This is a genomic window from Arthrobacter sedimenti (assembly GCF_042652025.1).
Lineage (GTDB): Bacteria > Actinomycetota > Actinomycetes > Actinomycetales > Micrococcaceae > Arthrobacter > Arthrobacter sedimenti.
In genome coordinates this window covers 78,378-103,430 of sequence record NZ_JBHSDQ010000002.1, presented here as the reverse complement: position 1 = coordinate 103,430, position 25,053 = coordinate 78,378, and the positions used below count along the sequence as shown (strand labels likewise).

The window sequence follows — 25,053 nt, the reverse complement described above, 5'->3', positions numbered from 1 at the left end:
CACCGCCATGCCCACGGGAAGGGGACCGGGAATGCTCAGCGCAAACGCGCGGCGCGAGGAGATCTACCACCTTGCCCTGACCACCGGCTTGGCCTCCGTGGAGGAGCTCTCCGCCAAGTTCGAGGTGACCGCGTCCACCATCCGCCGCGACCTGGCTTTGTTGAATTCGCAGGGCCGGCTGGCCCGGACGTACGGCGGGGCGATGGCGCTGGGGGCGCACCCGGAGGCGTCGCTGCGGCAGCGCACCGGCGAGGCATTCGAGCAGAAGCACGCGATCGCCCGCTGGGCGGCCGCGATAATCCAGGCCGGGGAGAACATCCTGATCGACGCCGGCTCCACAGCGGGTGCCTTGGCGCACGAGCTGCGCGGGTTTGAAAAGCTGTCCGTGACGACGCCGGGCCTCAACACGCTGCAGGAACTGGCTGATTCGGAGGGCATCGAGGTGGACTGCCTGGGCGGCCGGCTTCGTGGTGTTTCGCAGAGCTTTGTGGGTCCGCTGGCGGAAGCGGCGCTGGAGCGGATGAGCTTTGACCGGGTGTTCCTGGGCGCCGACGCCGTGACCGCCGAGGACGGCATCTGCGAGGCCGACCACGCCCAGACCCGGCTCAAGGAGCTCATGGCCCGGCGCGGCCGTTCCGTTTATGTTCTGGCGGACTCATCGAAGCTTGGGCTCCGGCCGTTCCACGCGTGGGCCCGGCTGGCCCTCCCCTGGACTCTGGTGACGGACGATGGCGCCGACCCCGCCGAGGTGCAGAAGTTCCGCGACGCGGGGGTTGCCGTTGAGGTGGCTTCCGTTTCCGGTTAGGTCCCGCTGGGTAGGCTACTTCTACAACGATCGAAACCCCTGAACGATATGGAGACAGGCATGCACGCCGTACTCGAATACACCTACGCCGACGACTACCTCGAAAGCCGCGAACAGTACCGCGCGGACCACCTCAAGGCAGGCTGGGAAGCAGTCGAACGGGGCGAGCTCCTGCTGGGTGGCGCTGTTGGCGAAGTCCCCTTCAAAGGCTTGTTGATCTTCACCGGCGAGAACCCAGTCGAGGCCGCCAAGGCATTTGCGGCCGCAGACCCCTATGTCATCAACGGCGTGGTGACGGAGTGGACCGCCAACCCGTGGACCACGGTGCTCGGGAACGAAGCGGCCACACCCGTTCGCCCGTAAGTCCTATCCGGCTCCCGGACACCACGGGATGCCGCCTTTCGGTGAATCCCGCGAAAGAGCCAAAGTTATGCAAAAGCTGCGCTGATTCTAGGACACCGGGCGGCGGGAGGACTATACGATTCCCTAAAAGCCAAGGGCCAGGGGCCCCAGGCGAACTGAATATGGGGGAATCGATGACGGATCTGTTTCTAAGATTCCGCAGCGCCTCCGGCGGATCACAGTGCAAGAGGCGCATGTCCTCCAACTGCGTAGGCTGTTGGAACGCCTCGCTCGCCATCCCGCGCCTCGAGCCATGAGTTGAGCGAACCCCGGAGTTCATCCGCATGCCGCCGGTAGTCCTGTTCGACTCGCTGCATTCGCTCGTGCGGGACGCGCAGGAGTGAATGCAGCCGGGAATAGTAATTGTGTGCCGCCACCTCCGAGTTTGCATCTGCTCCGCAGCCAGCGTCAGGACAACCAACAGCGGCAGCGCGGGAGGGGTCTCGAGGGGCTGGCGACGATGTCTGACACCGGCGTCCGCATGCCACCTGAAAGGTGAGACACCCGGATCGTCAATGGCTAGCGTGGATCGAACGACTTCGGCGATTGCTCTAACGGCGTTCCCTTTGAGGCCTGCCCGATCCGCAACCCGCTTCAATGCCGGGTCGTCCGGCAGAGTGTAGACGGGTCGCCCCGCGTGTTCGGAACCGAAGAGTTCTTCGGCGATAGCCTCGCTTACAGCCTCGTTCACGGATCTCATGCCTGCCTCCCGTCTTCTACTGAGCTCTACGCTATCTGCTACCTCCGACAAACGAGTCGAGCTGCGGACCTGAAGCGCATCTGTAGTAGGCAGCGGTCCCGCGCAGTCTTTGAGTGGCCGCTCGACAGGTAGCGGAGCGAGTACTGCACGTGCCTGTCCAGGCTCATACCTGTGACGACCAGGCCTCTTCACGGACACTACGGTGGCTCAATCGGATGTTCATCCGCTCCAACAAATTCTTGGCCGGCGTAAATTTAGAAGATGGAGAGTTCGTGGGCGACAACTCCCGCCGTCAGAAAGGCGATGCAGGGCAACCACTCACGTGATACCAAACCGGAACTGGCCGTGCGCCGCATTCTTCATGCGAAGGGACTCCGCTACCGGGTCAGCTATCGGCCCATACCTGGACTAAAGAGAACCGCCGATGTCGTATTCACTCGACTCAAGGTTGCTGTTTTCATTGATGGCTGCTTCTGGCACGGCTGTCCCACCCACTATCGGGCGCCAAGGTCAAACACCCCCTACTGGGAAGTGAAGTTGCAACGGAATCAAAGTCGGGACGCTGAAATTTCACAGAAGCTCAGGTTAGCGGGCTGGACTGAACTTCGATTCTGGAGTCATGAGGACCCGCTTATAGTAGCTGACCGGATCCACCAAGAAATATGCCAGGCAAAACAACGACTTGCAAAAGAAAAGCCAGAGGTGTCCACACCGAGGCGGTCTTGCAAATTTTTTCGCCTGACGCCCTAGGTTTTGGAGCATGCACAACATAGAAGCAGGGGATATCACACGAGCTGCCGAGAACTTCCTTCGCCTGCAGGACGGACAGACACCTACTCAGCACGGGCGCGAACGGAGTTGGGACTTCTGTTACAACTATTTTCAAGACAGTCCACTGCCAACCAAGGATATGGAACTCAGCTGCCTTCAGCTCGGCTACTACCTAGCGAGCTGGGGAATGATGCGCGGGTCCAGCTACCTGTTCCAATCAACGAATGCCCGCCATTATCGGGAAGCGATCGAGACAATCGAACGATATAACCCTCGGATGCAGGATATCGACGCACACCGGTACGCAGAACCGGACGTTCGAAATCTACTCCTCGACGCGTACGCGGACCTGCGTGAAGCACTAGTACCTGCGCGTGTATCGCACCTGACCCTCGTCACGAAAGTCATGATGGCAGTCTGGGGCGTACTTCCCTCGTTCGACCAGTACTTCATCAGAGGCTTCCGATCGCTTGGTGAAAGCAAGAAAGAGCAGACCGCGTTCAGCGGGATAAGCCACAGATCGATCGCCCTACTTGGACACTTCTACAGCAAGAACGCAATGGAAATCGATACCGTGAGCGCTCGACTCACCACCCTCGACTTCACTACCAGCGACTTCACAGGCAGGTGCTTTAGCCGGGCGAAGGTAATCGACATGTTCGGATTTCAGAAGGGATTTTAACGGCCTCGGGTTCGCCCAAGCCGCAAAGGATACAGGAGTGAAGAACTTCCACGCCTGTTCACGAAACGGCAAGCCCGGGCAGGAAGACGCCGCGGCGGTCCGCAGCATGGCTGCGATAACCCGCCGCCCTTTCGCGGAGCACTCTAAGAAAGACCTTGAGTCGAATGGATAGCCCACCCTGCTAACCCAGTCAGATCCTCAGGACGTGGAAAGCTAGCAGCAGACCAGGCTCATAAAGCGGCCAGCTGACAAGAGGGCCATCTTTGCAGCCGCACGGTGAGTCACGCTGCTAGCGCTTTACGTACCTGCTTGCTCAGGGCGTAGGTGCGTTCCCCATGGCCGGTGGACGCAACCACGATGAGCTTCATGGGATCTAGGCCTGATTCCCTCACCGCCTGCTGAATCTCGGAGAGGGGAATGAACTGATGCGCAGAGGCCCCCGGTTCCAGCGTCAAAGGCAGAGGGGTAGCTCCGGAAATCGGTCGCGGCATGTAGAGACTGACTCCCTTTGAGATACCGAGATGGAGGGAAGTGAGGACAGTCGTTCCCGTTCGGCCGACATTGGTCGCCGTGAGACTCACATGCGGCCGGCCGCTTACTCCGCCAACGAAGACACCAAGGCTGCTTGAGACGGACACGCGGGCGTCATCCCGGAATTTCAGTATCAGAGTAAGGGCAATTGAAGCGAGTGAAATGAGGATGGCAATAACCGGCAGAAGACTTTGCCACCACTGCTGGCCAACAAGCTCGACAAGAATAGGGTCCATGGGCACCGCGCAAGAATACATGCTGCGAGCCAAACACGCTGACCCATGGCACATTCCGCACCACGTCCTAGCGATTCCTGTTCAGGTTCCCTGGCACTCCCCCGCTAGCGCTGCTCATCTAGTGGTGGAGGGAGCGCTTGGCTGCTGCCACGTGGAATATGCCACGGACTGTCCTGTTCAAAGGTCCCCTGGCGGGCGTGCCGAGCGAGTGTCCTGGCATGACACGTCACGGCGTGCGTCTAGGGTCTATGACATGGAAAGGGACAAATCCGGGGAGCTGAAAGGGCAGGCGTCAATCAATGAGCTGCTTGACGATCCTGTCGGAGCTGCACCCGTCCAGCTGTCGCTGCCCATCGTGGTCCAAGTGAAACCCGGTCTCTACCAAAGAATCTCTTAGGCGACCTTCCACCACTTGGCTAGAGGCAGGAAGCCAGCTACCCGGGGAGTCGCGCGGGATGCTCGGCCCCTACGCATCCTGGTAGTGGAGGCGCCCGAGTAAGGAGAGCCGACCATGCAGCTTTGGGAACATGGTCCCGAACTTAGACCAGTGGCCGCTACAGACGTGAAGTCCCTCGACATCATCGTGGTTTCCATATCGATATAAGAGCCAAAGGTGAATGTCGTCCAATGGCGGGTTCAATTCCGGCGGCGCGAGGTCGCGCCAGTCAGACGGAGGCACATAACGGCTGAATGCTGCTGTCAGGTTCCCTGGCGGGCCGGACGGGTACATCACCAGGTGCTTGTTCGGGTAGCCGTTCAACTTCGTGGCCAGGGCCTGCACCTTGCCATGCTGCTCCTCGTCGACGTTTTGCAGCGACCTCCGAACCAATTGCCATGGATCAGCAGGCGACATTTCGTGCACTACCGACCACTCAATCTGATGCGACGTAGCGTCCGAATGCTGGCATTCTTGAACGCACAGCACTTTGACCCCGTCGTCGTAAAGACGAAGGCCCAGGACCGGGGCGGAAGCGACGGCCGGGTGCAACTTGCTTTCGTCACGAGATGACCAATGATGCCTGCATCGGGGAGACGCCGTAAACCGCTGGATGTCCGACTTGATTTTGTGACGCCAGGCTCTGCTGGCACCTCGAACGACTGTGTAAGGGATTGCCACCCGTACGCAGTGTGGCAGTGTCGCTTCCGGCACGGGCTTTAGGTTCTCTTGAGCCTTTCGGGTAGCCGAGGAGGCTGTCGTAATCACTTCCGCCACGGGCTTCCTGTCCAAAGACAAAAGGTCGGGCATCCCCGATTTGGATCCATCGTCGTGGTGTAGGAACTCTGCTCCGAGCTCGCGCTCAAGCAAGATCCTCGCGTGCTCTTCTTCCGCCCTACACTTCATCCTCTGTCACCCCCATAGGAACTTCCGCTATTCCAAAATTGGACGGACCCTAAGCAGCTGCATTTACGACTTCAGGGACGTCGTTCCGGCTAAGGGCCCGGGTCAGTGAAGAAACGCGGACGCTGAGTATCTGAGCCGTCTCTTTCAAGGTCTTCCCCTGACTGCGCAGTTGCCTGGCCGCTTCCGTCTTAGATGGGGTCATCGATCGTGGACGACCGCCAAGCCGGCCTCGCGCTTTAGCTGCGACCAGCCCAGCCTTAGTTCTTTCCGACAGCCGCGACCGCTCGTATTCCGCGAGGGAAGCGAACATGTCAAAGATCAATTTGCCGTGTGCACTGGTCGTATCCAGCCGGGGTTCAGCCAGGGAACGGAACCCTATCCCCCGCTGACCCAGCACTGTGACTATGTCGGCTAGGTCGGAGGTGCTCCGGCCTAGCCTAGTCAGGTCTGTGACCAACAGAACGTTGCCCGGCTGCAAGTAATCCAGACAGTCCCTCCAACGTGCCCTTGCCTGGGTAGCACCAGACGCATACACCTGAAAGACCCGGACCGCTCCGACCGCCACCAACGCGTCCACGTGAGAATCGAGCGATTGACCACGAGTACTGACCCTCGCATAGCCGACTACGTTCCTGGACGCGCCAAAACCCCTCGTTACCCTCGGCGTGGATCCGGTTCCCGAACTGCGCCGAACTGGTGGACGGTGAAGTCTTTGCCTGGACAGCGAAAGCAGCCGAAGTGACGTGGAAGGACGGGCCGGTCACGTATCGGACCTGGGTGTGGAGTTCGGCGGTCACCCGCCGGGAGGAAATGATGAACAGGAATTTGGGAGAGCGGACCCGTGGCAAGAACAGCAACTGACAGCCCCCTGAACGCTCCGGTGCAGGTCCAGTTTACCGCCAAAGGCATTCCCCTGGCTGTCAAATATGACGGCCGGATCTGGGCCGTGGCCGCCGAGCCGTTGCGCTGGTTCACCCGCTCGGACTGGTGGAACACCGCCAAACGTGCTCCGGTAGGCTGCGGTGACCTTGTGAGCGTCGAACACTGGCAGGTTCAGGTCCGCCTTACCTCAACTTCCGCACTGCCCACCTTCGAGCTGCGCCGCGACCCAGTATCGGAACAGTGGCTGCTGGCTGGCATCACGGACGCGGGGGCGGCCGCCGCCGAAGCCCGCCAGGGCTGGCGGCGGTAGCGTGGCGCTAGGACAGAGGACGTGCCCCCGGCCCCTGCACCCGCCCGTGTCACTGGCCCTGGCTAAAGCCGTTGAATCGATCCCGGCCGAGGCACCGCTTCCTCGGGCACCAAATGAGAGCGTCCTCCGCCATCGGTAACCACTCCCCCAGTTGGCCCGTGGCGGCGAATCTGAAACTTCAACGTAACGACCTTGGGGGCATCGCTGCGCCCTGGACGGACCGGAGTAAGGATTAATCCTGACCTGGCCCGTCGACCTGTTCGACGCGGGACCACCATTGGCGAACTGCAGCGCTGAATTCCTGCTCCGCGGACTCTGGGGATTGGGAGTCATATAGCCAATCACATGTCTCAAGTCGAACCTGTCCGATTCGAACGGCGGCTGTCCCGTGGGCTTCCGCCGCGAAGCCTATACGAAGCCCGTGCTCGGCAGAAAAGCCCGTGGCGAAGGCTGTGAGTTGATACAGGTCGGCTCGCAGCCAATCGCCCTGCCAGACTTTGTACTTGACGTCCCCGACCGCGTGCGTGCCAAAGGTGAGATCGGGATTAAGCATGTGGTGGGACCCTTTCAGCCTGCGGCCTTTCTTCGTCACATGTGTCGCCGGCGCAAGCGCGTCGGAAACGACGCGGCGGAGGGCTTCTTCGACCATGTTTGGCGTGCGGATGAGGAACCCGTAACCCGCATCCTTGCCGGCGTCTATGCCGCGTCCCAGCGATGCGAGGACTTGTTTGGCGAGTTGGAGCGGCACGGCATAACGGGAAGTATGCCGCTCAGCGAGTGCAAGTGAGGCATCTTCCGGTCTGAAGATTCCCACGTCTCGCATATGGTCCAAGGTGCGTCGAGCCCGATGGCGGATGTCATCGGAAAGCGCCGTGGATCGAGCGACGGTTACCGCGGCCGCCTTGATCGTCCGGTTCAGCGGGGTATCAGCATCAAACTCCTCGTAGTCGCAGTAGAGGAGCAACCGTCCCTTTAGGTATCCGTCCATTGTCGGACCCGGCAAAAGCCGGCCGCGCATAGAGGAAAGCTCATCACGGGTGGATCGGTACCCGTTCGCGAGTCCCGTCCGCAAAAGGCGCTCCAACACGTCGATGTACCACTGCGCGACGAGCGGCCATAAGGTGGCCGCCGACGCCAGGTCAGCGGATGCGATATCCAAATGCGGAAATGCGCCTGATCGAGCGAATAGATGCAGGAGATGATCGAGCGGGATCTTCGGCTCCACAACAATTTGGAGACCGGAAACGCTTACCACTCCTACAGCGTTATGGACCTTAACCCGCCAACGCCCATGTCCATATGGCTCGCACTCGATGACACTTCGTCGGTGTGTAGGGTCGGATTCGTCGTGGTCTCCCCATATTCCAGCCTGCGACGCCAACCGACGCCCTACTACGACCAAAGCGTCCGCTTGCTCAGAACTCAGGGAGAGTAGAGCCGGCTTGGCTTCGGTGATGCGCTCGATGCGCATCTACCTATGCTCCGACGATCGACGGCCAAAAACTCTCAACCGTAAATTCTTCGAGAAGGTCTGGTTGATCGAACAGGTACTCTTCGAGAAGGGGTGCGATCTGCCGTAGCCACACCTGTCGCAGTCGGCTCGGCGTCATCCCTCGTGCATCCATAAAAAATGTGTGGCCCACCGTATGGTGCCGGTCCAGCAACTCCGTCAAGCGTAGGTTAAGAGCTTCGAAACCAGCGAGCAGATCGTCAACCCCGTTCTCCCCATGCTCGTAGAAGAGCCGTAGGACTAGCGAACTAGGGGGGAAATCAAAGATTTGAAACCGACGCCGAACGGCGGCATCAATACTCCTGATACTGCGATCTGCCGTGTTCATCGTCCCAATGAAGATTAGCCCCTGGGGAAGCCGAAATTCTTTCGTATGCATGAGGTCAACGGGTTCGCCTCGACGCTCCACCGCGTATAGAAGCTCGCCGAGCACCCGAGGAAGATTGGCACGGTTCATCTCATCCAGAATCAGTACACGCTTGTCGCTTGCGCCCATATCATCCGCAATTGTCCGCACCGCTCCGCCTACTACTTTGAAGTGGAGCTTGCCCTCGTCGTCGACGGTGGGGCGAAGTCCTTCGACAAATTCCTCGTACCCATAACTGGCATGGAGCTGGACGACCCGGTAATGCGATCGATTTCCTCCGGTGACATATTTCGCAAGGGCCTCAGCTATATAGGTCTTGGAGGTGCCGGGCGGTCCGGCAAAAATCACCTGTGGCTGGTCAGACTCAAGCACATCGATAATGTCGAGCAACTGATCCTGATCAATTCCCCCAACATCGGACAGCGTCGCTAGGTCTACTGGTTCCTCCGCTGTGGGAAGTGGTCGCGCCGGCTTCTCCGTCACCTCAGGACGCTCTCGAATCTCCAACAGAGTCCGGCGAAGGACTTTATCGCAAGAGTCAGGGTTCTCATCGATGTACTCGAGGACCTGAAAGACAGCCCCCCATCTGCGTCCTCCCTGTTTTCCCCTGACCATCTTGTCTTCCATGCGGTCCTGGCGGAGCGGGTTGGACACGTATGGATCCTCCGACCCGCCCAGCCGGCGTCCGACCGGCCGCAGCTTGACGACCGTTTCCCTGGCGAACGTACGTGCTGAGAATTGTCCCTCGACCGTCTCGAAGTTCTGCAGTTTCCGGGCATCAGAATCGCCGACTACACGCTTCAACAAGACCTGGGTCACCAGGCTGTACCGTTGTGCAACCTGGGCGTCAGGAGACATCGCCGTAGCAATAGCTGACACGACCTCATTCGGAAGGTCCGGCGTCGCCGTACCCGCCGAAACTTCCTCCCATGCCTCGCTAAGGGCCTCGAAACCCCGCTCGTACGCGTCCTTGTTGAGCACGCTATGCGCCCCTCTCGATGATGTCCGCTTGCGGCCAGAATTGCCGCGGGACAATCATTGCACTCCAGCGAGGGCCTCAAAGCCAACTGTTGCGTGAGGAGGGGCTGCAGACAGCTCCTCAACCCACGCTGTGAACAAGCATCCCGGCAGAACGGGTAAGGCCTCTCACTGGGAATACTGCACCAAAAAACCCCTCAGACCGGAGGCTGAACCCGGCGCCAACCCAGTGAAAAGGATCTGGCTTCTTTAGCTAAAGCGGGATGTTGAGTCCAAGAACCGATTTGGGCGAATCAAAATCATCGAACCCAAGATGCTTCCTCAAATGCCGTGCCACGGCATGTCCGAGCAGGGGGGGAACAGCGTTTCCTATCTGGCGGTATCGAGCAGACTGAGTACCCTGCCAAGGCATGTAAGGGGGAAAAGTCTGAATCGCTGCTGCTTCTTGCACCGTTATCCGCCTTAGGTGCTTCGGTATGTCGGCCACTACGTCCCCACCCTGCCAAAGTGCCCCATGGTAGGTCTCAACCCAGGAGTCACCACCCGCTTCGACTTGGAGTTGATCAATAATGGGGGTTCGGTTGCCGCCCATCGAAGCCGGGAGTGTTGGTGCCGGTGCGTTGAGGTTCATCGGTCGGCCCTGACCGTTGAAGAGCATCCCTGCCCAGGGAGAGCGGCGCAACACGGGATTGCGAGCAGCTGTGACTCGCGCCGTGCAAAGGTCGTCGTTACCCTCTGATCCCCAAGCGGGCAGGCCGTCCAAAGCATCCCGAACGCTGGGTGGAGCGAGTTCAGTCGAGGGCACCGGCTTATCCATGCTCGTTCCGCCAAGTACGCCCACCAGGAACATACGTTCCCTGGCCTGTGGTACGCCGTAGTGAGAGGCATTCAGGACGTGCAGGGAGGTGGCATATCCCATCGTCTCGGCCCTCTCAATCAAGCCGTTGATAATGCTCGACCACCGACGGTTAACAGCAAGTGCCTTGACGTTCTCCATAATGAAAGCCTTCGGCTGGACCCTTTGCACCATGCCGAGGAAATCGACGACGTGTCGTGATCTGGGATCGTCAGGATCCATGCGCCCTGCCACCGAGAATCCCTGGCAAGGCGGTCCTCCGACAACCAAGTCAGCTGCTCCTCTTTCGGGAAGACTCTCAATCGTCCGGATGTCACCTGTAGTGACACGATGCTCGTGCTCTTTGAGATGCGGCAGGTCTCCGGCCGCCGCCTCCAGCGCAGCTTCGTACGTGCCGGTGGCATCCCGGTCTATGTCATTAGAAAAGACCGGGGCGAAGCCAGCCATTATCAAACCCAGATCAAGACCACCAGCACCGCTGTACAGCGAAACAAAAGTCGGGCTACTCATAAATTTCAATCCTCCAGGTCCGAGCTCATGTGATTTTGTCATGAGCCCATCGTGAAGTCCACCAAGCGCTCCGGCATGTCGCTGCCGTAGGTCTTCTACATGTCTTCAAGACCGGTAATTTCATCACATGGACTTTGATCGATCCCTCGGTAACATGGCCGCCGCCTGGCGCATCTCCGCGGGTCTTACCCAACAAACTCTTGGGGCGGCTGTGGGACTGGATCAGGCAACGATCTCCCGGATTGAGTCGGGCGACCGGAAGGTGGACGTGGATCTGTTACTACAGATCCTGGCTGCTACCGGCCAGTCCCTGCCGGATGTGGCTTCAGACATTCAGGAACTAGCCCCGGCCAGACCCTCCCTATGGAAAGAACAATGACACTGGAGACACCGCCTCACCTTCGCAAAGAATCGGTCCCCTTTAAGGTCATTCTCTAGCGCAACATCCAATCCGAGCGCGACATTCAAATTGTTACTTACACCCGGAAGCGATCTTCGGAAGGATCGTATAAAGATATCCACCCTTCCTGAGTCCACCCTGAGGTATTTTCTACGCGCCGACCATAGCTGGCAGCACGGACATCGACCCACGACAGGATGAGCAAATCTAGTGGTGCATGCCCCGTTTCTAGACTGTCATACCTGCAATCTGGATTTCGTCAGGCAAGAATCCGGCGCATATATGAGTTCCTCCCATCGTAAGTCGCTTCAGGGTCAGCTCGTTGGCGATACACCTACGCACTTACTCACTCTTCGGGGTGCTACCGCCCAGCTACTGCTATTAGGATGCCGCCCTACTCGCACCATAGTGGCCAGCGTCTTGGTTAAAGAATTCTTAGAGGAGTCGTGTGGCAACTGGGACAAATCAGCGTTCGGTTAGTCGACTGTTGACACTTCCGTACAGATGACAGCTCTAGCGATTCAGCAACTGACAGTCCATGTTCGTCGTTCGCCTCTCTCCCTCAGCACCTGTGCTTGTGCGCCGGCTCGCGTGCAGCGCTAGCGATCGGGCACGGATACTGCACTAAATGTCAAGGTCGCCCTCTACTCGAAGAGCATCTCCCAAGCCCCCTGGGTAGTTTGAGAGAAATTGCTGTTTTTGCCTTTCGAAGGACCTCAAACTGCTGCCAACAATCCTCTAAGCCTCGGAGTTAATGGAGAGAGCTTTAGTAAGTACTGGCCCGAGAAATCCGTAGAGCCAGCCATGGGGAGGCGTTCTCAAGAGTGCTGTCCGTGCCGAGAATTTACCAGCAGATCGTCCTCGTCTATGCCGCGGGGAAGCCCCCGATGGTAAGCGCGGTAACAGGGGTATCGCCCGGGGGTAACTGCGGCGCAGAGAAGAATGGAGCCGGCGACATGGTTCATACATGTAGTTGAGGGGCCGAAGGCCCAGGCCCATGGCTGATGTGAGAATCGATCAGCTCCTCCATACCCTTCGTCGGCATCCTCGCTTCCCCAGGAAGCAAGGGTTGGGACGAAAACTGTCGGCGCCCTTCATGCCTCCTTGACTCGGCCGACGTCAAGTCGCAGTCCTCCGCTTCGATGGGGTCATGCCCCCAAAAACATTCAGCCCGCGCATATGGCGAGGCCGGTCGATTTTCGTGCGACAGCTTGCCGAGTGATCAGATTGCGAACCGGCGTCCTGACCGTTCGCTCGTAGCCGTCTCCGCAGCCGTTTGACGCTGTCAGCGGGCGAGGCCGCACGATTAACCTACGCGACAGCGGAGTCTTCGACGCCGTCGCATGCAGTGTCAGCCGCCAACGGCACCAGGTAGCCGCTCCTAAGATGCCTTAGTTCAGCCGGGCACACATCGGGTTCAACCCCCATCACTGTAAGGCGACGTGACAGTTCGTATGCGGGGCAGTATTTATGCCATCTCGATACTTAGGAGTCGCGTCCCTGACGCGGGACGCGATGAAGACACGAGGGACATCGAGACCAGCCGAGATAACGATGCAGTCAGTTCCACTGTCTTCACCTGTCAGCCACAGTGCGAAGATTTGGGCAAACAGTGCTGAGTTGCGACACAATGAGAAAATGAGCGATCGAGAGCAAGCAACGAACGGAACTCCACGGGAAGACCTATCTGTGGAGGAACTGCTGCTTGATGAAGAAAATCCCCGCTTGGCAAACCCCGGGGCTAGCCAGATTGATCTACTTAGGGCCCTGTTCTTTCAGGAATCGCTGGAAGAACTGGCTCTTTCTTTTCAACGGAATGGCTATTTTCAAGAGGAACCCCTAGTCACCATTCGCGCGACCAATGGCGACACCATCGTGGTAGAGGGAAATCGGCGTCTGGCGACGCTCAAGCTACTCCTCGACCCATCTCTTCTCGATCAGATTGAGGGTGATCGCCGTAAATGGCCTGTTCTCTCCGCAACTGAACGCGAGCGCTTGCTTCTTGTTCCAACGATTCGTTACCCGGATCGCGAAACCGTTGCTCCCTATCTGGGTTTTAGGCATATAACCGGCGCTAGAACCTGGAAGCCGCTGCAGAAGGCTAGATTTGTAGCAGGACTTGTGGCTGGAGGGCGCAGCTTGAAAGAAGTCCAGGGGCTTATCGGGGACCCTCAAGCCCAGGCAGCGCAAAAGATGTATCAAAGCTATGTGCTTTATGAGCAGATACGTATCGAACTCCCAGATTTTGATATGTCTCCTATAACCGAGAATTTTTCGCTGCTGGAGACATTTCTAAGTAGCGCGAGTATCAAGCGCTTTTTAGGACTACCCCCAGGCTTACCAGGTACGGCAATTTCATCCCTTATTGCCGGTGAACATTTATCGGACCTCGAACAGGTCTTAATTTGGATATTCGGAAACGATGAAGAGCCGGCGGTCATCAGGGATTCGCGAGAAATCAAAAGCAAACTTGCCCCAGTGGTAGCGAATGAACGAGCTCTGGCGGTCCTGACCCGTACTTACGACCTCGAGAGTGCTTATGATATAGCCGTTCCAAGTCAAGATATATTAGCTATTAAAATAAAAAAAGTAACCGACCAGCTATCGGATTTGATTCAGGACGTTGCAGAACATTCTGATGATGAAACCATCTTGACCGCTCTGGAAGTTCTAACTAGAACACTAGATGGGGCAAGAGCGGCGGCAGGTATGGTCAGCCTATCCCGTGGCAGCTCCAATTGATCGAGTTTCCTAACTTAGGCAGCAAATGGACGAGCGAGCGGCAAGCGGAAGAAATCGCAGATTGGATTGAGCTTTCCCTTCTCTTTGATGAGGTTGTAATAAAAAGGGGTGACATATCCACCCTAATACCTTGGGCAACGGACGCTGTCAACTACATTCCGCGTGACGCCGCCCTTGAACAAAAGGTTTGGGCAATTTTTACTAAGCGTCAGAAAATGTTAGGCGCAAGTTGGCCTTTCCGAGTAGATGATTTACGTCTCATTAGGCGCCATGGGTTACCAAACACTTTTATGGATGTATATTCATACCTGCTGTTGATCAGTCGGAGTGATGAAATTAGCAGTTACGATCGTAAGTTTTTTGAGTTATTGAGTATAGAACTTATTTCCGGTCAAACTGGCAGCCGAGCCTACCGAATCGGTTATCCCGCGCTACGGGGCGAGCCTTCTGAACTGCAGCGTCGAATAGATCGATATGCAGCCTTTTCCCACCTTCAAAAGTTTGAGGTTGGACACAAAGTGGAATCGAGCGATAAGGACCTAGGTCTTGACGGTGTTTTCTGGATGCCATTTCTCGACAAGCGCTCGGGTGCGCTTCACGCTTGGCTCCAATGCGCAACAGGTCGTGATTGGAAAGGTAAGACCTTAGATATCTATGAAAAGACTGTAGGCAAGCATATTCTTCCCAGCGCAGGAGTAATTCGGCTTATGGCAGTGCCCTACTGTGTCATATTAGGCACCGCTGCATGGCAAAGGCGAACCATGGAAGCTGGGTCTATTCTTGACCGCACCCGGCTCGCAATGCTAGCAACCAGGGCGCCACTTAGTTCTAGAACATTTTCAGAATTACGGGTCCGACTCGCCGCAGCACACCTTGGTACTAGACGGCCTCTATAACGACTACTTTTGTGATTTTTCCGGATCCCAGCATCACATAGAATGAGAAAAAATAGTGTTCGAGAGGGCTATGTATGAAGTTCCACTTCGATAATTCTCTCCTCTCCCAGTTATATGCGAACGGGGCAAGATGAGCATTCATTGGACACGAGACGAAATTATTCTCGTGTGCGACCTTGCAATGGATAACGACTGGAGCGTACTCGACAAAAAGGATCACCGCGTGGTGGCGCTTTCTCGGTTGCTAAATTCGAGTCCTCTGCATCCCCTGGACATACGCGATGAGAAGTACCGGAACCCAGCTGGCGTCGCATTTAAAATGTCGAACATTATCACCCAGCACCCAAACTACGCTGGCAAGCAGACCAACGGCAACAAGCTGGACGCAATAGTTTTAAACGAATTTCTCTCAGCACCGGAGAAGATGAGGGCCGTAGCTTCCGCAATTAAAGCTGAGATATGGTCGGGCGGTGCCGCTGCGCCAGCTGAGGGCGATCCGGACGCCTACGGTGAGGTTGCGGAGGGACGTCTGCTTCTTGCCCGGCACCTCAAGCGAGAACGGAACCAGAGCCTCCGAAACCGGAAAATTCAGAGCGTAAAGAACGCCGGCCTGCCCATCGCGTGCGAAGTCTGCTCCTTCAACTTCCATAAAGTATACGGGCATCGGGGTCACGGCTACATTGAAATTCACCATATACTTCCGCTACACGCTTCCGGTCCCACCACCACACGCCTAACGGATCTTGCTCTGCTCTGCGCGAACTGCCACCGCATGATTCACCGAGGAAATCCATGGTTGACACCGCGAGAGCTAAGTACTTTGATAAATTCCAAAACCTAGCTACTAGGGATGGGGCATACAGGTCCGTTCCGATCGGCGTTTCAGGCCGGGCCTTTATCCGCAAAGTCACCCCGTGTCTTCTATGCGTGACTAATTAGGGGCGAGGTCGCGCATCCCCTACCCCAATGCTCCCTAGACTGGCGCACAGTTAAGGCGTGGAATGGCACACGGTGCGATATTGCCTTTGCGCCAATCCGGGTAGGTAACGTCGAGGTTAAAACTGAAGCTGGTGTCGGAAGACGGCGTTTACTACGCTGGCAGGGAGCGGGGATCCACATGCGATGTATATGTGAAGGACCGCTGCCCTACAAAAACAGAGAACCGGAGAAATGTGACTGACGCTTCCGGCGTTTCAAGGCGCTTTCTGACAATTGAGCAGGTTCGGAGGAGCCGGGCATAGGTCGATCTATTGTTCGTGTAATGCTCGAATCCCGTGAATTGTTCGGTATACAGAGGGGTGGCCGTGGTTATCTTGCCAAGCTTTTGCGGCTAATGACGACTGTTCCGAAGAGTCGGTGCGAGGAACATTTCATACGGTGACGGACTTTAGCGACGTCTGTAGGGGTCGCCGCCCTTAGTCGTGTGGCCTAAAGGGTCTAATGTCTTGTGAATGCTGAATTGTGGTGTATGGGGTCGCCGAGGCGGTCGGAGCGAGCATGAGGACGATCAACGACGCGTTCCCAAGGATCCCCAACCGGCTCATGAGACCGAATCTACGACGTCTCCCGGGATCGCCCACAGATAGGATGATCTGGTGACTGCTGAACCCACCCAGCCCCGATTCCTGTCATTGACGCAGGTCGCCGATGAGTTGAACGTGAAGCAAAGCCTCGTCCAAGGTCTCATTAGGACGGGGCAGTTGCGCGCTTTTCAGGTTGGTCGGAGGGGTATATGGCGCATTGGCCGACGGGACGTCGAGGACTATATAAGCGAGGCGTACAAGCATACCGCTGAACGCATAGCTGCCGGCGATTTCTTAAACGGCGAGCCGGAGGACGAGTAACGGTGACAGATTCAATTTCCCGCTCACCTAAGCCCCTCTCAGTCTGAATAATTGTCGACGGAATATGAACGTCGAGTTCCAAGTAGCGGCACTTCAATAAATCCTGATTTCGGCGGACCAATTTATGAATGGATCCTCACATGGATATGGAGAAGCGACGTATTGTTTGCTACTCGGGACCCGTTCAAACCAAAGTGAGCTTTGTCGGGTGCAAACCGAAATCAGCGCGCCAAATTGCTAGGGTAGTCGGCTTTTTCGTTGTGTGCTATGAATGTACTAGGAGTGGTCACTCTTGAAGTGTGGACAGACAGATGACCCGTTTGGCAATACCTACGGATTCGACTTGCGATCGCATGTGATTCTCAAACGTTAGAGGCAACGACGGATCCGCTCCTGAGCTAAAGTTCCTTCGTGAGTAAACGCGCAAAAGACCCATGTGGAAGCCAGTAGCCGCCTGGTTCAGTAGCGAACAGTTCTGGATGGGGGTCGCTGCCAGCACATTCTCCGCTGGAGTACTTGCGTTGGCGGGTTTTGTAGCTGCTCTCACCACAGGCTTGGTCGAGTGGAATTCACTCTTCGTTGCAGTTCTCAGTTTCGTCACGGTTATATTCATAGCCGGCGTTGTTGTGCTGTCACTCCATCCGGTCAAAGAAATGATGCGGGCCCTACGGGACCGCCAAGGCCTTGGGGAGATGAGCACCTTTCTGTCAGCAAAGGGGTCACTCTTGTTTGTCGTCATTTCAGGTGCTCTTCTTCTCGTGAGTACACAGCTCCTACGTACTGGCGTTTGTCATCTACGAAGGGCGCGCCCGGCTTAAAGCCGGGACGCGCCCTTCAGTTACCCAGTACCCGCACACCGACACAGGTGTGTTTGAGTCAGTCTATGACGGCTTGATTCAGTCGATGAGCACTGGCTGCTTGGCGTCCTCGGGCGCGCCAACGGGTGCCACCTTACGGGAGCGGTGATTCACCCAGTTCGCCACAGCCAGCAGCACCACAAGCCCGAACGTGCTCAGGAGCTGCGGACGGGAATCCTCGCCGATGAAGCCCACCGTGAAGATCGCCGCCAGGATCAGCAGACCAAGGCCCGTGAGCCACGGGAACCCTGGCATCCGCAGGGGCAGCTCCGTCCCGTCGCGGTCGGCGCGGAGGCGCAGCGCGAGCTGGGCCAGGAGCGCGGACGTCCACACCAGCAGGCAGGTGGAGCCCACGATGTTCAGCAGAACGCCGAGGACCATCTCGGGGAACATCAGCTCCAGCACCACCGTCACAACACCGAACGCGACGCTGGCCAGGACCGCAACCACCGGGACACGCGCCCTGGACACCAACGCGAGCACACGAGGAGCCTCACCACGCTCCGCGAGAGAGAACGCCATCCGGGACGCGCCGTAGAGGTTGGCGTTTAGCGCGGAGAGCAGTGCCGCGACGGCCACCAGGGTGATTGCCGTCGCCGCACCGGGCATACCGGCGGCATCCAGAACCGCGGCGAAAGGGCTCTTCAGGCCTTCAGAACCAACCGGAACAACGGCAGCGATCACGAAGATGGCGCCGATGTAGAAGACCAGGATGCGCCACAGGACGGTCCGGACCGCCTTCTTCACGCTGCGGGCAGGCTCAGCGGTCTCAGCTGCAGCCACGGACACAATCTCGGTACCGCCGAAGGCAAACGCCACCACAAACAGCGCCGTCGCAATCCCGCCGAACCCGCTCGGCGCGAAGCCCTCCCCCATGAAGTTGGTGAGGCCCGGCGACGGCACGCCCGGCATCAAGCCAAACAGCAGGGCAAAACCCACGAGCAGGAACCCGACGATCGCCGCCACCTTGAGCAGGGCGAACCAGAACTCGAACTCGCCGAAGTTTTTCACGCTGGTCAGGTTCACGGCGGTGAGCACCACGATGAACACCAGGGCCATCAGCCAGACCGGCAGGGCCGGGAAGATGGTGGCCAGCAGACCTGCCGCTCCGAGCGCTTCGGCGGCGATGACCACCACGAGCTGGATCCACCAGAGCCAGCCCACGGTGGCGCCGGCCACCGGCCCGTAGGCCTTGGCGGTGTAGACGGAGAAGGCGCCGCTGTCCGGATTGGCGGCGGCCATTTCGCCGAGTGCCCACATCACCAGGATGATGAGCGTGCCGGCCACGAGGTAGGAGATCAGCACCGCCGGTCCGGCGGCCTGGATGCCCGCGCCGGAGCCGATGAAGAGGCCCGCCCCGATGGCGCTGCCCAGGCCCATCATGGTGAGCTGGCGGGGTTTGAGGGCCGCGCCGAGGGGGCGGGCAGACGTCGTTGTCTGTTGTTCCATGGAAATTCCTCTTGGTTGTCTGGGGAACGGAAGGAGAAAAAGGTCAGGAAGTTGGCAGGGGCCTGTGGGCTGAGAGGAGCCGGAGCACGCGGTCGTTGGAGGCGGTGTCGGCCACGGTGATCCGCACGCCGTCGCCCGGGTACACGCGGGCCATGATGCCGGCGGCGTCGAACGCGTCCACAAGCCGCGCCAGCAGCTGCTCGTCGGCGCGGATCCACAGGAAGTTGCCCTGGCTCGCCTGCAGCGTCCAGCCCTGGGCTTCCAGTTCCGCGGTCATCCGGCCGCGCTCCTGCTTCACCAGGGAAACCCGCGCTGCCATCTCCTCCCCCGCGTCCAGCGACGCGATGGCCGCCTTCTGCGCCAGCGCGCTCACGGCGAACGGCAGGGCGGTGCGGCGCAGGCCTTCGGCGATTGCCGCCGTCGTAATGGCGTACCCGACGCGCAGGCCGGCGAGCCCGTAGGCCTTGGAGAAGGTGCGCAGGATGCAGACGTTCGCGTACCGGCGGTAGAGCGCGAGGGAATCGTGGCCGCTGCCCGCGTCGGCGTATTCCACGTAGGCCTCGTCGATCACCACCAGGACGTCGGAGCGGACGGACTGCAGGAAGGCCTCGAGGCGGCCGTGGCTGATCGGCACCCCGGTGGGGTTGTTGGGGGTGCAGAGCAGGATCACCTTGGTGCGGTCGGTGACGGCGGCGGCCATGGCGTCGAGGTCGTGGCCCTCGGCGTCGTCCAGCGGGATGCGGACCGGCCGGGCGCCTGCCAGCTCCACCAGGATGGGGTAGGCCTCGAAGGAGCGCCATGCGAAGACCACCTCGTCCCTGGCGTCGCACAGTCCGGTGATGATCTGCTGCAGGACGCCCACGCTGCCGGGCCCCACCGCCACCTCCTCAGCGGTCACACCCAGGTGCCGGGCGAGCCGTTCGCGGAGTTCGACGGCGGCCATGTCCGGGTAGCGGTTCATCCTGCCGGCCGCCTCGGCCACCGCAGCGGTGGCTGCGGGCAGGGGCTCGTAGTGGCTTTCGTTGCTGGCGAGGGCGGCGATGTCTGCACCGGCGCTGCGCCGGCCCGGGACGTACGCCGGTAGTCCGGTGACGGCGCTGCGGAGGGCGGGCAGCTTTATTGCCGGCGGGGCCAGGAGTTGATCTGGGGTCATGAAGACCGACCATAGAAGTGACCCGGACCACAATGCAAGGTACGCTTCCATGCTTGGGACTTCTGCTCAACTTCTAGTACCTCTGGTGAAAATATGACCATCGCGACCTCTCGCACCCTCGATTCGCTCGACGGCAGGATCATCCTTGCCCTCGACAAGGACCCCGAAGCCAGCGCCCTGGCACTCTCCCGGACACTCGGCGTCGCCCGCAACACCGTCCACGCCCGGCTGGCGCGGCTGGAGCGCAGCGGCGCGCTCCGCTCCTTCAGCCGCAGGCTGGACCCCGCCGCGCTGGGCTACGAACTGATGGCCTTCCTCTCGCTGTCCATCAGCCAGACGCGGACCGGATCGGTGGAGAACGGGCTCGCCGCGATCCCGGAGGTCATCGAGGTGCACGCCACCACCGGCGACGCGGACCTCATGGCCAAGGTGGTGGCCCGCGGCACCGCCGACCTCTACCGCATCACCAACGAGATCCTGGAGATCGACGGAATCGAGCGGACCAGCACGGCCATCTCCATCCTGGAACTCATGCCGCCGCGGTACGACGGGCTGATCAGCCGGCTGTCGGAGCAGGAGTCCTCGGCCACCAGCTAAACGTATGCGCTAATCAATCAGGGACCGGCCAGAGTCATTTGCCCGAAGGGCATTGTGTCGACGCAGGTATTCTCGTCGTTTACGATCCATCGCTCTTAGGCCAGCTTGCGCTCGCCCCCGCGACTCCAGGCATATGATTCTCGATGCATCAATCACTTATTTCTATTTGGGGGAATCCTTGAAGAAGTCCATTGCATCTCTTGCTCTCGTTGCCGTTCTTGCCTTGACGGCGTGCGGCGGAGCAGGAAGCACCACAAGCGGTGCTGCCGACTCTAAGACTACGCAGGAGGCCCCGAAGGTTCCCGACCTGACCGGCGCTTGGAAGCAGAGCAACCCGAACAGCGAAAAGTCGTACCAACAGGCAACCATCACCGCCGACAAGATGACCATCGAGTGGGTTTCCGACGGGGGCAATACGACCTCGATCTACTGGGTCGGAACTTTCGCAGGGCCAACTAGCGCCAGTGAACCCTACACCTGGACGTCGCAGCGGGATGTCGAGGCCACCAAGTCGGCCCTCCTCGCATCGAGTGACGCGACCAAGGAATTCAAGTACGAAGGCGGCAGCATCAGCTACAAGGTCAGTGCACTTGGAACTACCACGACGGTGAACCTCAAGAAGAACTGACACCCGCAGCATGTGACCGTGACTGTCTACGTCGGGTAGGACTGCACGAAATTGCTCGGCTTCGCTGATTCCAAAGGTATGGCTGCTGCTCGTGAGACCAGCAGCCATACCTATGCGGCGCTACCGGATAGTCCCTCAGCGATCCGGCGTTCAAACTTAGGCGTCGACGAGTGGGCCGGCTCTACTGAAACACTCCAACCAAAGGGTGATGCCGCTCCTGAGTTGTTGGCCTAGCTGGGCATTTTGTCACCTTCTCACTCCCTTACTGCCAAAAGTCCCAACTGAATGCGACGGTATTGCAAACGTGAGATGCAGGCCACACGATGCCTGCATGACTTCACTTACCGTCTCCGGCCGTGTGGCACAGGTTCTCAGCAGCTATGTCAGCGATGTCTTCGGCGTTATGGGCAACGGCAACGTCTACTTCCTGGACGCAGCGGAGAAGCAGGGCCTGCGCTTCACGCCCGTCCGGCACGAGGGCGCCGCCATCGCCGCGGCCGACGCCTACTACCGGACCTCGGGACGGCTCGCCGCAGGCACCACCACCTACGGCCCCGGCTACACCAACGCGCTCACCGCCCTCGCCGAGGCGGTCCAGGCGCAGATCCCCGTCGTGCTCGTCACCGGGGACGCACCCACCACCGGTGCCCGGCCCTGGGATGTGGACCAGGCTGCCATCGCCGCCGGCCTCGGCGCGGCCACCTTCACCGTCACCCGCGACGCCGCGGGCGCCGTCACCCGGCAGGCGGTGGAGTACGCACTCACCCAGCGCACCGCCGTCGTGCTCGCCGTCCCCTACGACCTCGCCGCACTCGACGCTGCGGTCGAGGACCTTCCGGAGCCTGCCGCTTTGAAAATGACGGACGACGGCGGCACGGACCTTGGGCGAGTCGCCCGCCTGCTCGCCGGTGCCAGGCGGCCGCTGATCCTGGCGGGCCGGGGTGCGCACCTCGCCGGAGCGGGGCCGGAGCTCCGCGAACTCGCCGACCGGCTCGGCGCACTGACCGCCGGAACCGCCCTCGCGCTCAACCTCCTCAATGGTGAGGGGTACCTGGGCGTGGCCGGCGGTTTCGGCACCGACACCGCGGCCGGCCTCATGGGCGAGGCCGACGTGGTCCTGGTGGCCGGGGCAAGCCTGAGCCCGTTCACCATGCGGTTCGGGCACCTTCTCAACCCGGATGCGACTGTTATCCAGATCGATACCGCGGTTGAGCCGACGCATCCGCGGGTGGACGTGTTTGTCCAGGCGGACGTAAAGGCTGCTGCCTCGCGGCTTTCGTCTTCGGTTGACGGCGAGACTGCCGCTGCGGCGTGGCGCGCTGAAGCTTCACGGCGCCTGGCTGTTGGGGCAGGTCACGCTGCTGGGTTTTCTGAAACTGCTGATGGGCGGCTGGATCCACGCGCCCTAGCCTCCGCGCTCGACGCCGTGCTGCCGGAGCGCCGCACGGTGGTGCAGGACGGCGGGCATTTCATCGGCTGGGCGCCCATGTACTGGAACATCCCGCGGCCGCAGGACCTGGTGATGGTGGGGACCGCGTATCAGACGATCGGACTTGGCCTGGCCAGCGCGGTCGGGGCCGCACGTGCGGTGGAGGACGACCGCACCCTCGTGCTGGCCTCCGGCGACGGTGGTTTCCTGATGGGCCTGTCCGACCTCGAATCGCTGATCGGCGCCGCCCGCAGCGCCATCGTGGTGATCTACAACGACGCCGCCTACGGGGCCGAGATCCACCAGTACGGCTCGCAGGGCCTGACCGAGAGGCCGATGCTGATCCCGGAGGTGGACTTCAGCGGGGTTGCCCGGGCGTTGGGTGCGGAGTCGGCTGTGATCCGGTCCTTATCCGACTTGGCCGCGCTGCAGGAATGGATCGACGTCGGCGCGAAGGGAACCTTCGTGGCCGACTGCCGCATCACGTCTACCGTCCGCGCGCCGTGGCTGACCGAGTGGATGAACGCGACGCGTGCCGCGAAGGCTGCGGTGGCGGGGTAGAACCGGCTTAGGATTCCTCCATGAGGATTGCAGTTGCAGGGGGAACCGGTACAGTGGGCCACCACGCCGTGGCCATCGCCAGGGAGCGCGGACACCACGTGGTCAGCATCAGCCGCGCCGAAGGAGTGGACCTGGTCAACGGGCGCGGGCTCGAGCAGGCACTCCAGAATGTCGAAACAGTCATCGACGTCTCCGGCATCCAAACCCTGTCCACCAAGAAGGCCGTGGATTACTTCAGCAACGCCACCCAGAACCTGCTGGCGGCCGGGAAGAAGGCCGGCGTGAAGCACCACGTGGCGCTGTCCATTGTGGGCATCGACAAAGCTAACTCAGGACTGTACGCCGGGAAGCTGGTGCAGGAGGACGAGGTCAAGCACGGCGGCATTCCGTGGACCCTCCTCCGGGCTACCCAGTTCCACGAGTTCGTACCGATGTCCATCAAGGCCGCCTCGGTGGGCCCCCTGGTCCTCGTGCCCACGATGGCCACCCAACCGGTGGCAGCAAAGGAGGTGGCCGCGGCCCTGGTGGACGCGGCCGAGGCCGGGCCGCGTGGACGCATCCCGGATCTCGGCGGCCCGCGGCCCGAACAGCTGAAAAGCCTGGTCGCGGCTTATCTGGCCAAGACGCGGCAGAAGAAACGGATCGTGCCGGTGCACGTCCCCGGACCCATGGGCAAGGCCATGCGTAAAGGTGCGTTGATCCCGGCGCCGGGATCCGCCGTCGGACGCCAGACGTTCCTGGAGTGGCTCGAAGCCCTCGACGCCGCGTAAAAAGCCGGTCCCTAATGGGGCAGTTGCCCCATGCCCTTGCTGCGGCCCGCTCCTAGGCTCAGGACATGGAGAAAAGGAGGCGGCCATGAACACCTACCAGCCGCAGTCAGCAGCACAGGCAACACCGACACTTGCCGACCTTCCGGACGACGCAGCGGAGCATTTCGCCGGCTACGCCGTCCTGGGGTTACCTTTCAGCACCGGCCATTACCTGGCTTTCCGGGATTTCCCGGTGAGCTCCGTTGGCCCCGGCTACCGCTCCGTGTGGCACCGCACGCCCGGCGGCGAGTGGACCATCTACGCCAACACGGCACCGGACTTCAGCTGCGCACGCTACTTCGGGGCGGCCGTGCAGCATACGGTGGAGACCGACGTCGACATCCACTGGAGTGGGCCCTTCACCGCCGTGATCACGGTCCCGGGCCTCGTTGACTGGCGCCTGCAGCTGGGCACCTCGGCGGCCACCTCGATGCTGACCGCCATGGCCGTCCGGATGCCCGAAACGCTGTGGCGCAACGAACTGGTGCTCCGCGCCATGGGAGCATTCGCCGGGCCGCTGCTGAACGCGGGCAAGATGAAAGTCTTTGGCGTGGTGCCCAACGGCCAGACATTCCAGGCCCAGCCCCGGCAGTTGTGGCTGGTCACCGATTCCCAGACCACCATCGGGGGTGAGGACGCAGGACAGCCCGGGCCATTGGAGGTGCAGGACCACCTCGCTGACTTCTGGCTTCCGCAGCGTGGACTGTTCGGAGCCCGCGTGGGCGTGCGGTTCCCGTCCACAGCCCACCCCAGCGAGAACGCATCCGAACGCGACGGGAGGAAGCAGGCAGCATGACGGCGGGCTG

Annotated in this window: 21 protein-coding genes and 1 pseudogene; 15 read left to right on the top strand and 7 right to left on the bottom strand. The window is 60.0% G+C overall.

The features are described from left to right. Positions 1–31 precede the first annotated feature (31 nt). The 4 genes from ACFO0G_RS05825 (at position 32) to ACFO0G_RS05810 (ending at position 3,360) form a co-directional block, all read left to right on the top strand. Entirely contained in the window at positions 32–805 is a 774-nt protein-coding gene (locus ACFO0G_RS05825) for a DeoR/GlpR family DNA-binding transcription regulator (protein ID WP_376976765.1), read from the top strand. A 60-nt stretch (positions 806–865) separates the two neighbouring features. Further along, positions 866–1,168, top strand: coding sequence for a YciI-like protein (locus tag ACFO0G_RS05820; protein ID WP_376976764.1), 303 nt, complete (start codon positions 866–868; stop codon positions 1,166–1,168). Positions 1,169–2,168: 1,000 nt separating this feature from the next. Next, positions 2,169–2,657 carry a very short patch repair endonuclease gene (locus tag ACFO0G_RS05815; protein WP_376976763.1) on the top strand — a complete coding sequence of 163 codons (489 nt, stop codon included), beginning with the start codon at positions 2,169–2,171 and terminating at the stop codon, positions 2,655–2,657. Between the two features lie 10 nt (positions 2,658–2,667). After that, entirely contained in the window at positions 2,668–3,360 is a 693-nt protein-coding gene (locus ACFO0G_RS05810; RefSeq protein ID WP_376976762.1) for a hypothetical protein, read from the top strand. A gap of 281 nt (positions 3,361–3,641) precedes the next feature. On the opposite strand, the gene ACFO0G_RS05805 is transcribed toward ACFO0G_RS05810, so the two are convergent. Further along, positions 3,642–4,127 carry a hypothetical protein gene (locus tag ACFO0G_RS05805; protein WP_376976761.1) on the bottom strand — a complete coding sequence of 162 codons (486 nt, stop codon included), beginning with the start codon at positions 4,125–4,127 and terminating at the stop codon, positions 3,642–3,644. Between the two features lie 1,391 nt (positions 4,128–5,518). Then, positions 5,519–6,106: pseudogene (locus ACFO0G_RS05800) on the bottom strand (recombinase family protein); the annotation flags it as partial. Positions 6,107–6,310: 204 nt separating this feature from the next. Here ACFO0G_RS05800 and ACFO0G_RS05795 point away from each other — a divergent pair. Next, positions 6,311–6,661 carry a hypothetical protein gene (locus ACFO0G_RS05795; protein WP_376976760.1) on the top strand — a complete coding sequence of 117 codons (351 nt, stop codon included), beginning with the start codon at positions 6,311–6,313 and terminating at the stop codon, positions 6,659–6,661. Between the two features lie 232 nt (positions 6,662–6,893). Here the strand turns inward: ACFO0G_RS05795 and ACFO0G_RS05790 are convergent, their stop codons facing one another. From ACFO0G_RS05790 to ACFO0G_RS05780, 3 genes are all read right to left on the bottom strand, one after another. Continuing rightward, entirely contained in the window at positions 6,894–8,132 is a 1,239-nt protein-coding gene (locus tag ACFO0G_RS05790) for an McrC family protein (RefSeq protein ID WP_376976759.1), read from the bottom strand. Positions 8,133–8,136: 4 nt separating this feature from the next. After that, on the bottom strand, positions 8,137–9,519 hold the full coding sequence (locus ACFO0G_RS05785) for a restriction endonuclease, SacI family (protein ID WP_376976758.1): 1,383 nt from the start codon (positions 9,517–9,519) through the stop codon (positions 8,137–8,139). Between the two features lie 250 nt (positions 9,520–9,769). Beyond that, positions 9,770–10,924: a DNA cytosine methyltransferase gene (locus ACFO0G_RS05780; RefSeq protein ID WP_376976757.1), complete on the bottom strand. Its 1,155-nt coding sequence runs from the start codon at positions 10,922–10,924 to the stop codon at positions 9,770–9,772. Between the two features lie 85 nt (positions 10,925–11,009). On the opposite strand from ACFO0G_RS05780, the gene ACFO0G_RS05775 reads away from it, so the two are divergent. The 5 genes from ACFO0G_RS05775 to ACFO0G_RS05755 all read left to right on the top strand — a co-directional run bounded on the left by ACFO0G_RS05775 (position 11,010) and on the right by ACFO0G_RS05755 (position 16,764). Then, positions 11,010–11,261 carry a helix-turn-helix domain-containing protein gene (locus tag ACFO0G_RS05775; protein WP_376976756.1) on the top strand — a complete coding sequence of 84 codons (252 nt, stop codon included), beginning with the start codon at positions 11,010–11,012 and terminating at the stop codon, positions 11,259–11,261. 1,659 nt (positions 11,262–12,920) lie between these two features. Continuing rightward, a complete protein-coding gene (locus tag ACFO0G_RS05770; RefSeq protein ID WP_376976755.1) occupies positions 12,921–14,024 on the top strand; it encodes a hypothetical protein in 1,104 nt (367 codons plus the stop codon). After that, on the top strand, positions 14,021–14,920 hold the full coding sequence (locus tag ACFO0G_RS05765; protein WP_376976754.1) for a hypothetical protein: 900 nt from the start codon (positions 14,021–14,023) through the stop codon (positions 14,918–14,920). Before ACFO0G_RS05770 ends, ACFO0G_RS05765 begins: the two co-directional genes overlap by 4 nt. Positions 14,921–15,086: 166 nt before the next feature. Continuing rightward, positions 15,087–15,761 (top strand): HNH endonuclease, encoded by a 675-nt coding sequence (locus tag ACFO0G_RS05760; protein WP_376976753.1) that lies wholly within the window; start codon positions 15,087–15,089, stop codon positions 15,759–15,761. A gap of 754 nt (positions 15,762–16,515) precedes the next feature. Then, entirely contained in the window at positions 16,516–16,764 is a 249-nt protein-coding gene (locus ACFO0G_RS05755) for a helix-turn-helix domain-containing protein (protein ID WP_376976752.1), read from the top strand. 896 nt (positions 16,765–17,660) lie between these two features. Here ACFO0G_RS05755 and ACFO0G_RS05750 read toward each other — a convergent pair. Together ACFO0G_RS05750 and hisC are read right to left on the bottom strand one after the other, a co-directional pair. Then, entirely contained in the window at positions 17,661–19,070 is a 1,410-nt protein-coding gene (locus tag ACFO0G_RS05750) for an amino acid permease (RefSeq protein WP_376976751.1), read from the bottom strand. Positions 19,071–19,113: 43 nt separating this feature from the next. After that, positions 19,114–20,223: a histidinol-phosphate transaminase gene (gene hisC / locus ACFO0G_RS05745; RefSeq protein ID WP_376976750.1), complete on the bottom strand. Its 1,110-nt coding sequence runs from the start codon at positions 20,221–20,223 to the stop codon at positions 19,114–19,116. A 93-nt stretch (positions 20,224–20,316) separates the two neighbouring features. Here hisC and ACFO0G_RS05740 point away from each other — a divergent pair, with 93 nt between their 5' ends. From ACFO0G_RS05740 to ACFO0G_RS05720, 5 genes are all read left to right on the top strand, one after another. Beyond that, complete coding sequence (locus tag ACFO0G_RS05740; protein ID WP_376976749.1) at positions 20,317–20,820, top strand: Lrp/AsnC family transcriptional regulator; 504 nt, start codon at positions 20,317–20,319, stop codon at positions 20,818–20,820. A 133-nt stretch (positions 20,821–20,953) separates the two neighbouring features. After that, a complete protein-coding gene (locus tag ACFO0G_RS05735; protein WP_376976748.1) occupies positions 20,954–21,448 on the top strand; it encodes a hypothetical protein in 495 nt (164 codons plus the stop codon). 331 nt (positions 21,449–21,779) lie between these two features. Then, a complete protein-coding gene (locus tag ACFO0G_RS05730; protein ID WP_376976747.1) occupies positions 21,780–23,438 on the top strand; it encodes a thiamine pyrophosphate-binding protein in 1,659 nt (552 codons plus the stop codon). A 20-nt stretch (positions 23,439–23,458) separates the two neighbouring features. Further along, positions 23,459–24,208, top strand: a complete 750-nt coding sequence (locus ACFO0G_RS05725; protein ID WP_376976746.1) for an SDR family oxidoreductase — start codon at positions 23,459–23,461, stop codon at positions 24,206–24,208. 85 nt (positions 24,209–24,293) lie between these two features. Continuing rightward, positions 24,294–25,043, top strand: coding sequence for a hypothetical protein (locus ACFO0G_RS05720; RefSeq protein WP_376976745.1), 750 nt, complete (start codon positions 24,294–24,296; stop codon positions 25,041–25,043). Positions 25,044–25,053: the final 10 nt, after the last annotated feature.

Excerpts from the sequence above, each read along its gene's own strand:
- ACFO0G_RS05790 (WP_376976759.1), bottom strand. The coding sequence starts at position 8,132 with ATGCGCATCGAGCGCATCACCGAAGCCAAGCCGGCTCTACTCTCCCTG.
- ACFO0G_RS05720 (WP_376976745.1), top strand. The coding sequence starts at position 24,294 with ATGAACACCTACCAGCCGCAGTCAGCAGCACAGGCAACACCGACACTT.
- ACFO0G_RS05735 (WP_376976748.1), top strand. The coding sequence starts at position 20,954 with ATGATTCTCGATGCATCAATCACTTATTTCTATTTGGGGGAATCCTTG.
- hisC (WP_376976750.1), bottom strand. The coding sequence starts at position 20,223 with ATGACCCCAGATCAACTCCTGGCCCCGCCGGCAATAAAGCTGCCCGCC.
- ACFO0G_RS05825 (WP_376976765.1), top strand. The coding sequence starts at position 32 with ATGCTCAGCGCAAACGCGCGGCGCGAGGAGATCTACCACCTTGCCCTG.
- ACFO0G_RS05730 (WP_376976747.1), top strand. The coding sequence starts at position 21,780 with ATGACTTCACTTACCGTCTCCGGCCGTGTGGCACAGGTTCTCAGCAGC.
- ACFO0G_RS05740 (WP_376976749.1), top strand. The coding sequence starts at position 20,317 with ATGACCATCGCGACCTCTCGCACCCTCGATTCGCTCGACGGCAGGATC.
- ACFO0G_RS05805 (WP_376976761.1), bottom strand. The coding sequence starts at position 4,127 with ATGGACCCTATTCTTGTCGAGCTTGTTGGCCAGCAGTGGTGGCAAAGT.
- ACFO0G_RS05750 (WP_376976751.1), bottom strand. The coding sequence starts at position 19,070 with ATGGAACAACAGACAACGACGTCTGCCCGCCCCCTCGGCGCGGCCCTC.
- ACFO0G_RS05725 (WP_376976746.1), top strand. The coding sequence starts at position 23,459 with ATGAGGATTGCAGTTGCAGGGGGAACCGGTACAGTGGGCCACCACGCC.
- ACFO0G_RS05780 (WP_376976757.1), bottom strand. The coding sequence starts at position 10,924 with ATGACAAAATCACATGAGCTCGGACCTGGAGGATTGAAATTTATGAGT.
- ACFO0G_RS05770 (WP_376976755.1), top strand. The coding sequence starts at position 12,921 with ATGAGCGATCGAGAGCAAGCAACGAACGGAACTCCACGGGAAGACCTA.
- ACFO0G_RS05775 (WP_376976756.1), top strand. The coding sequence starts at position 11,010 with ATGGACTTTGATCGATCCCTCGGTAACATGGCCGCCGCCTGGCGCATC.
- ACFO0G_RS05815 (WP_376976763.1), top strand. The coding sequence starts at position 2,169 with ATGGAGAGTTCGTGGGCGACAACTCCCGCCGTCAGAAAGGCGATGCAG.
- ACFO0G_RS05820 (WP_376976764.1), top strand. The coding sequence starts at position 866 with ATGCACGCCGTACTCGAATACACCTACGCCGACGACTACCTCGAAAGC.
- ACFO0G_RS05810 (WP_376976762.1), top strand. The coding sequence starts at position 2,668 with ATGCACAACATAGAAGCAGGGGATATCACACGAGCTGCCGAGAACTTC.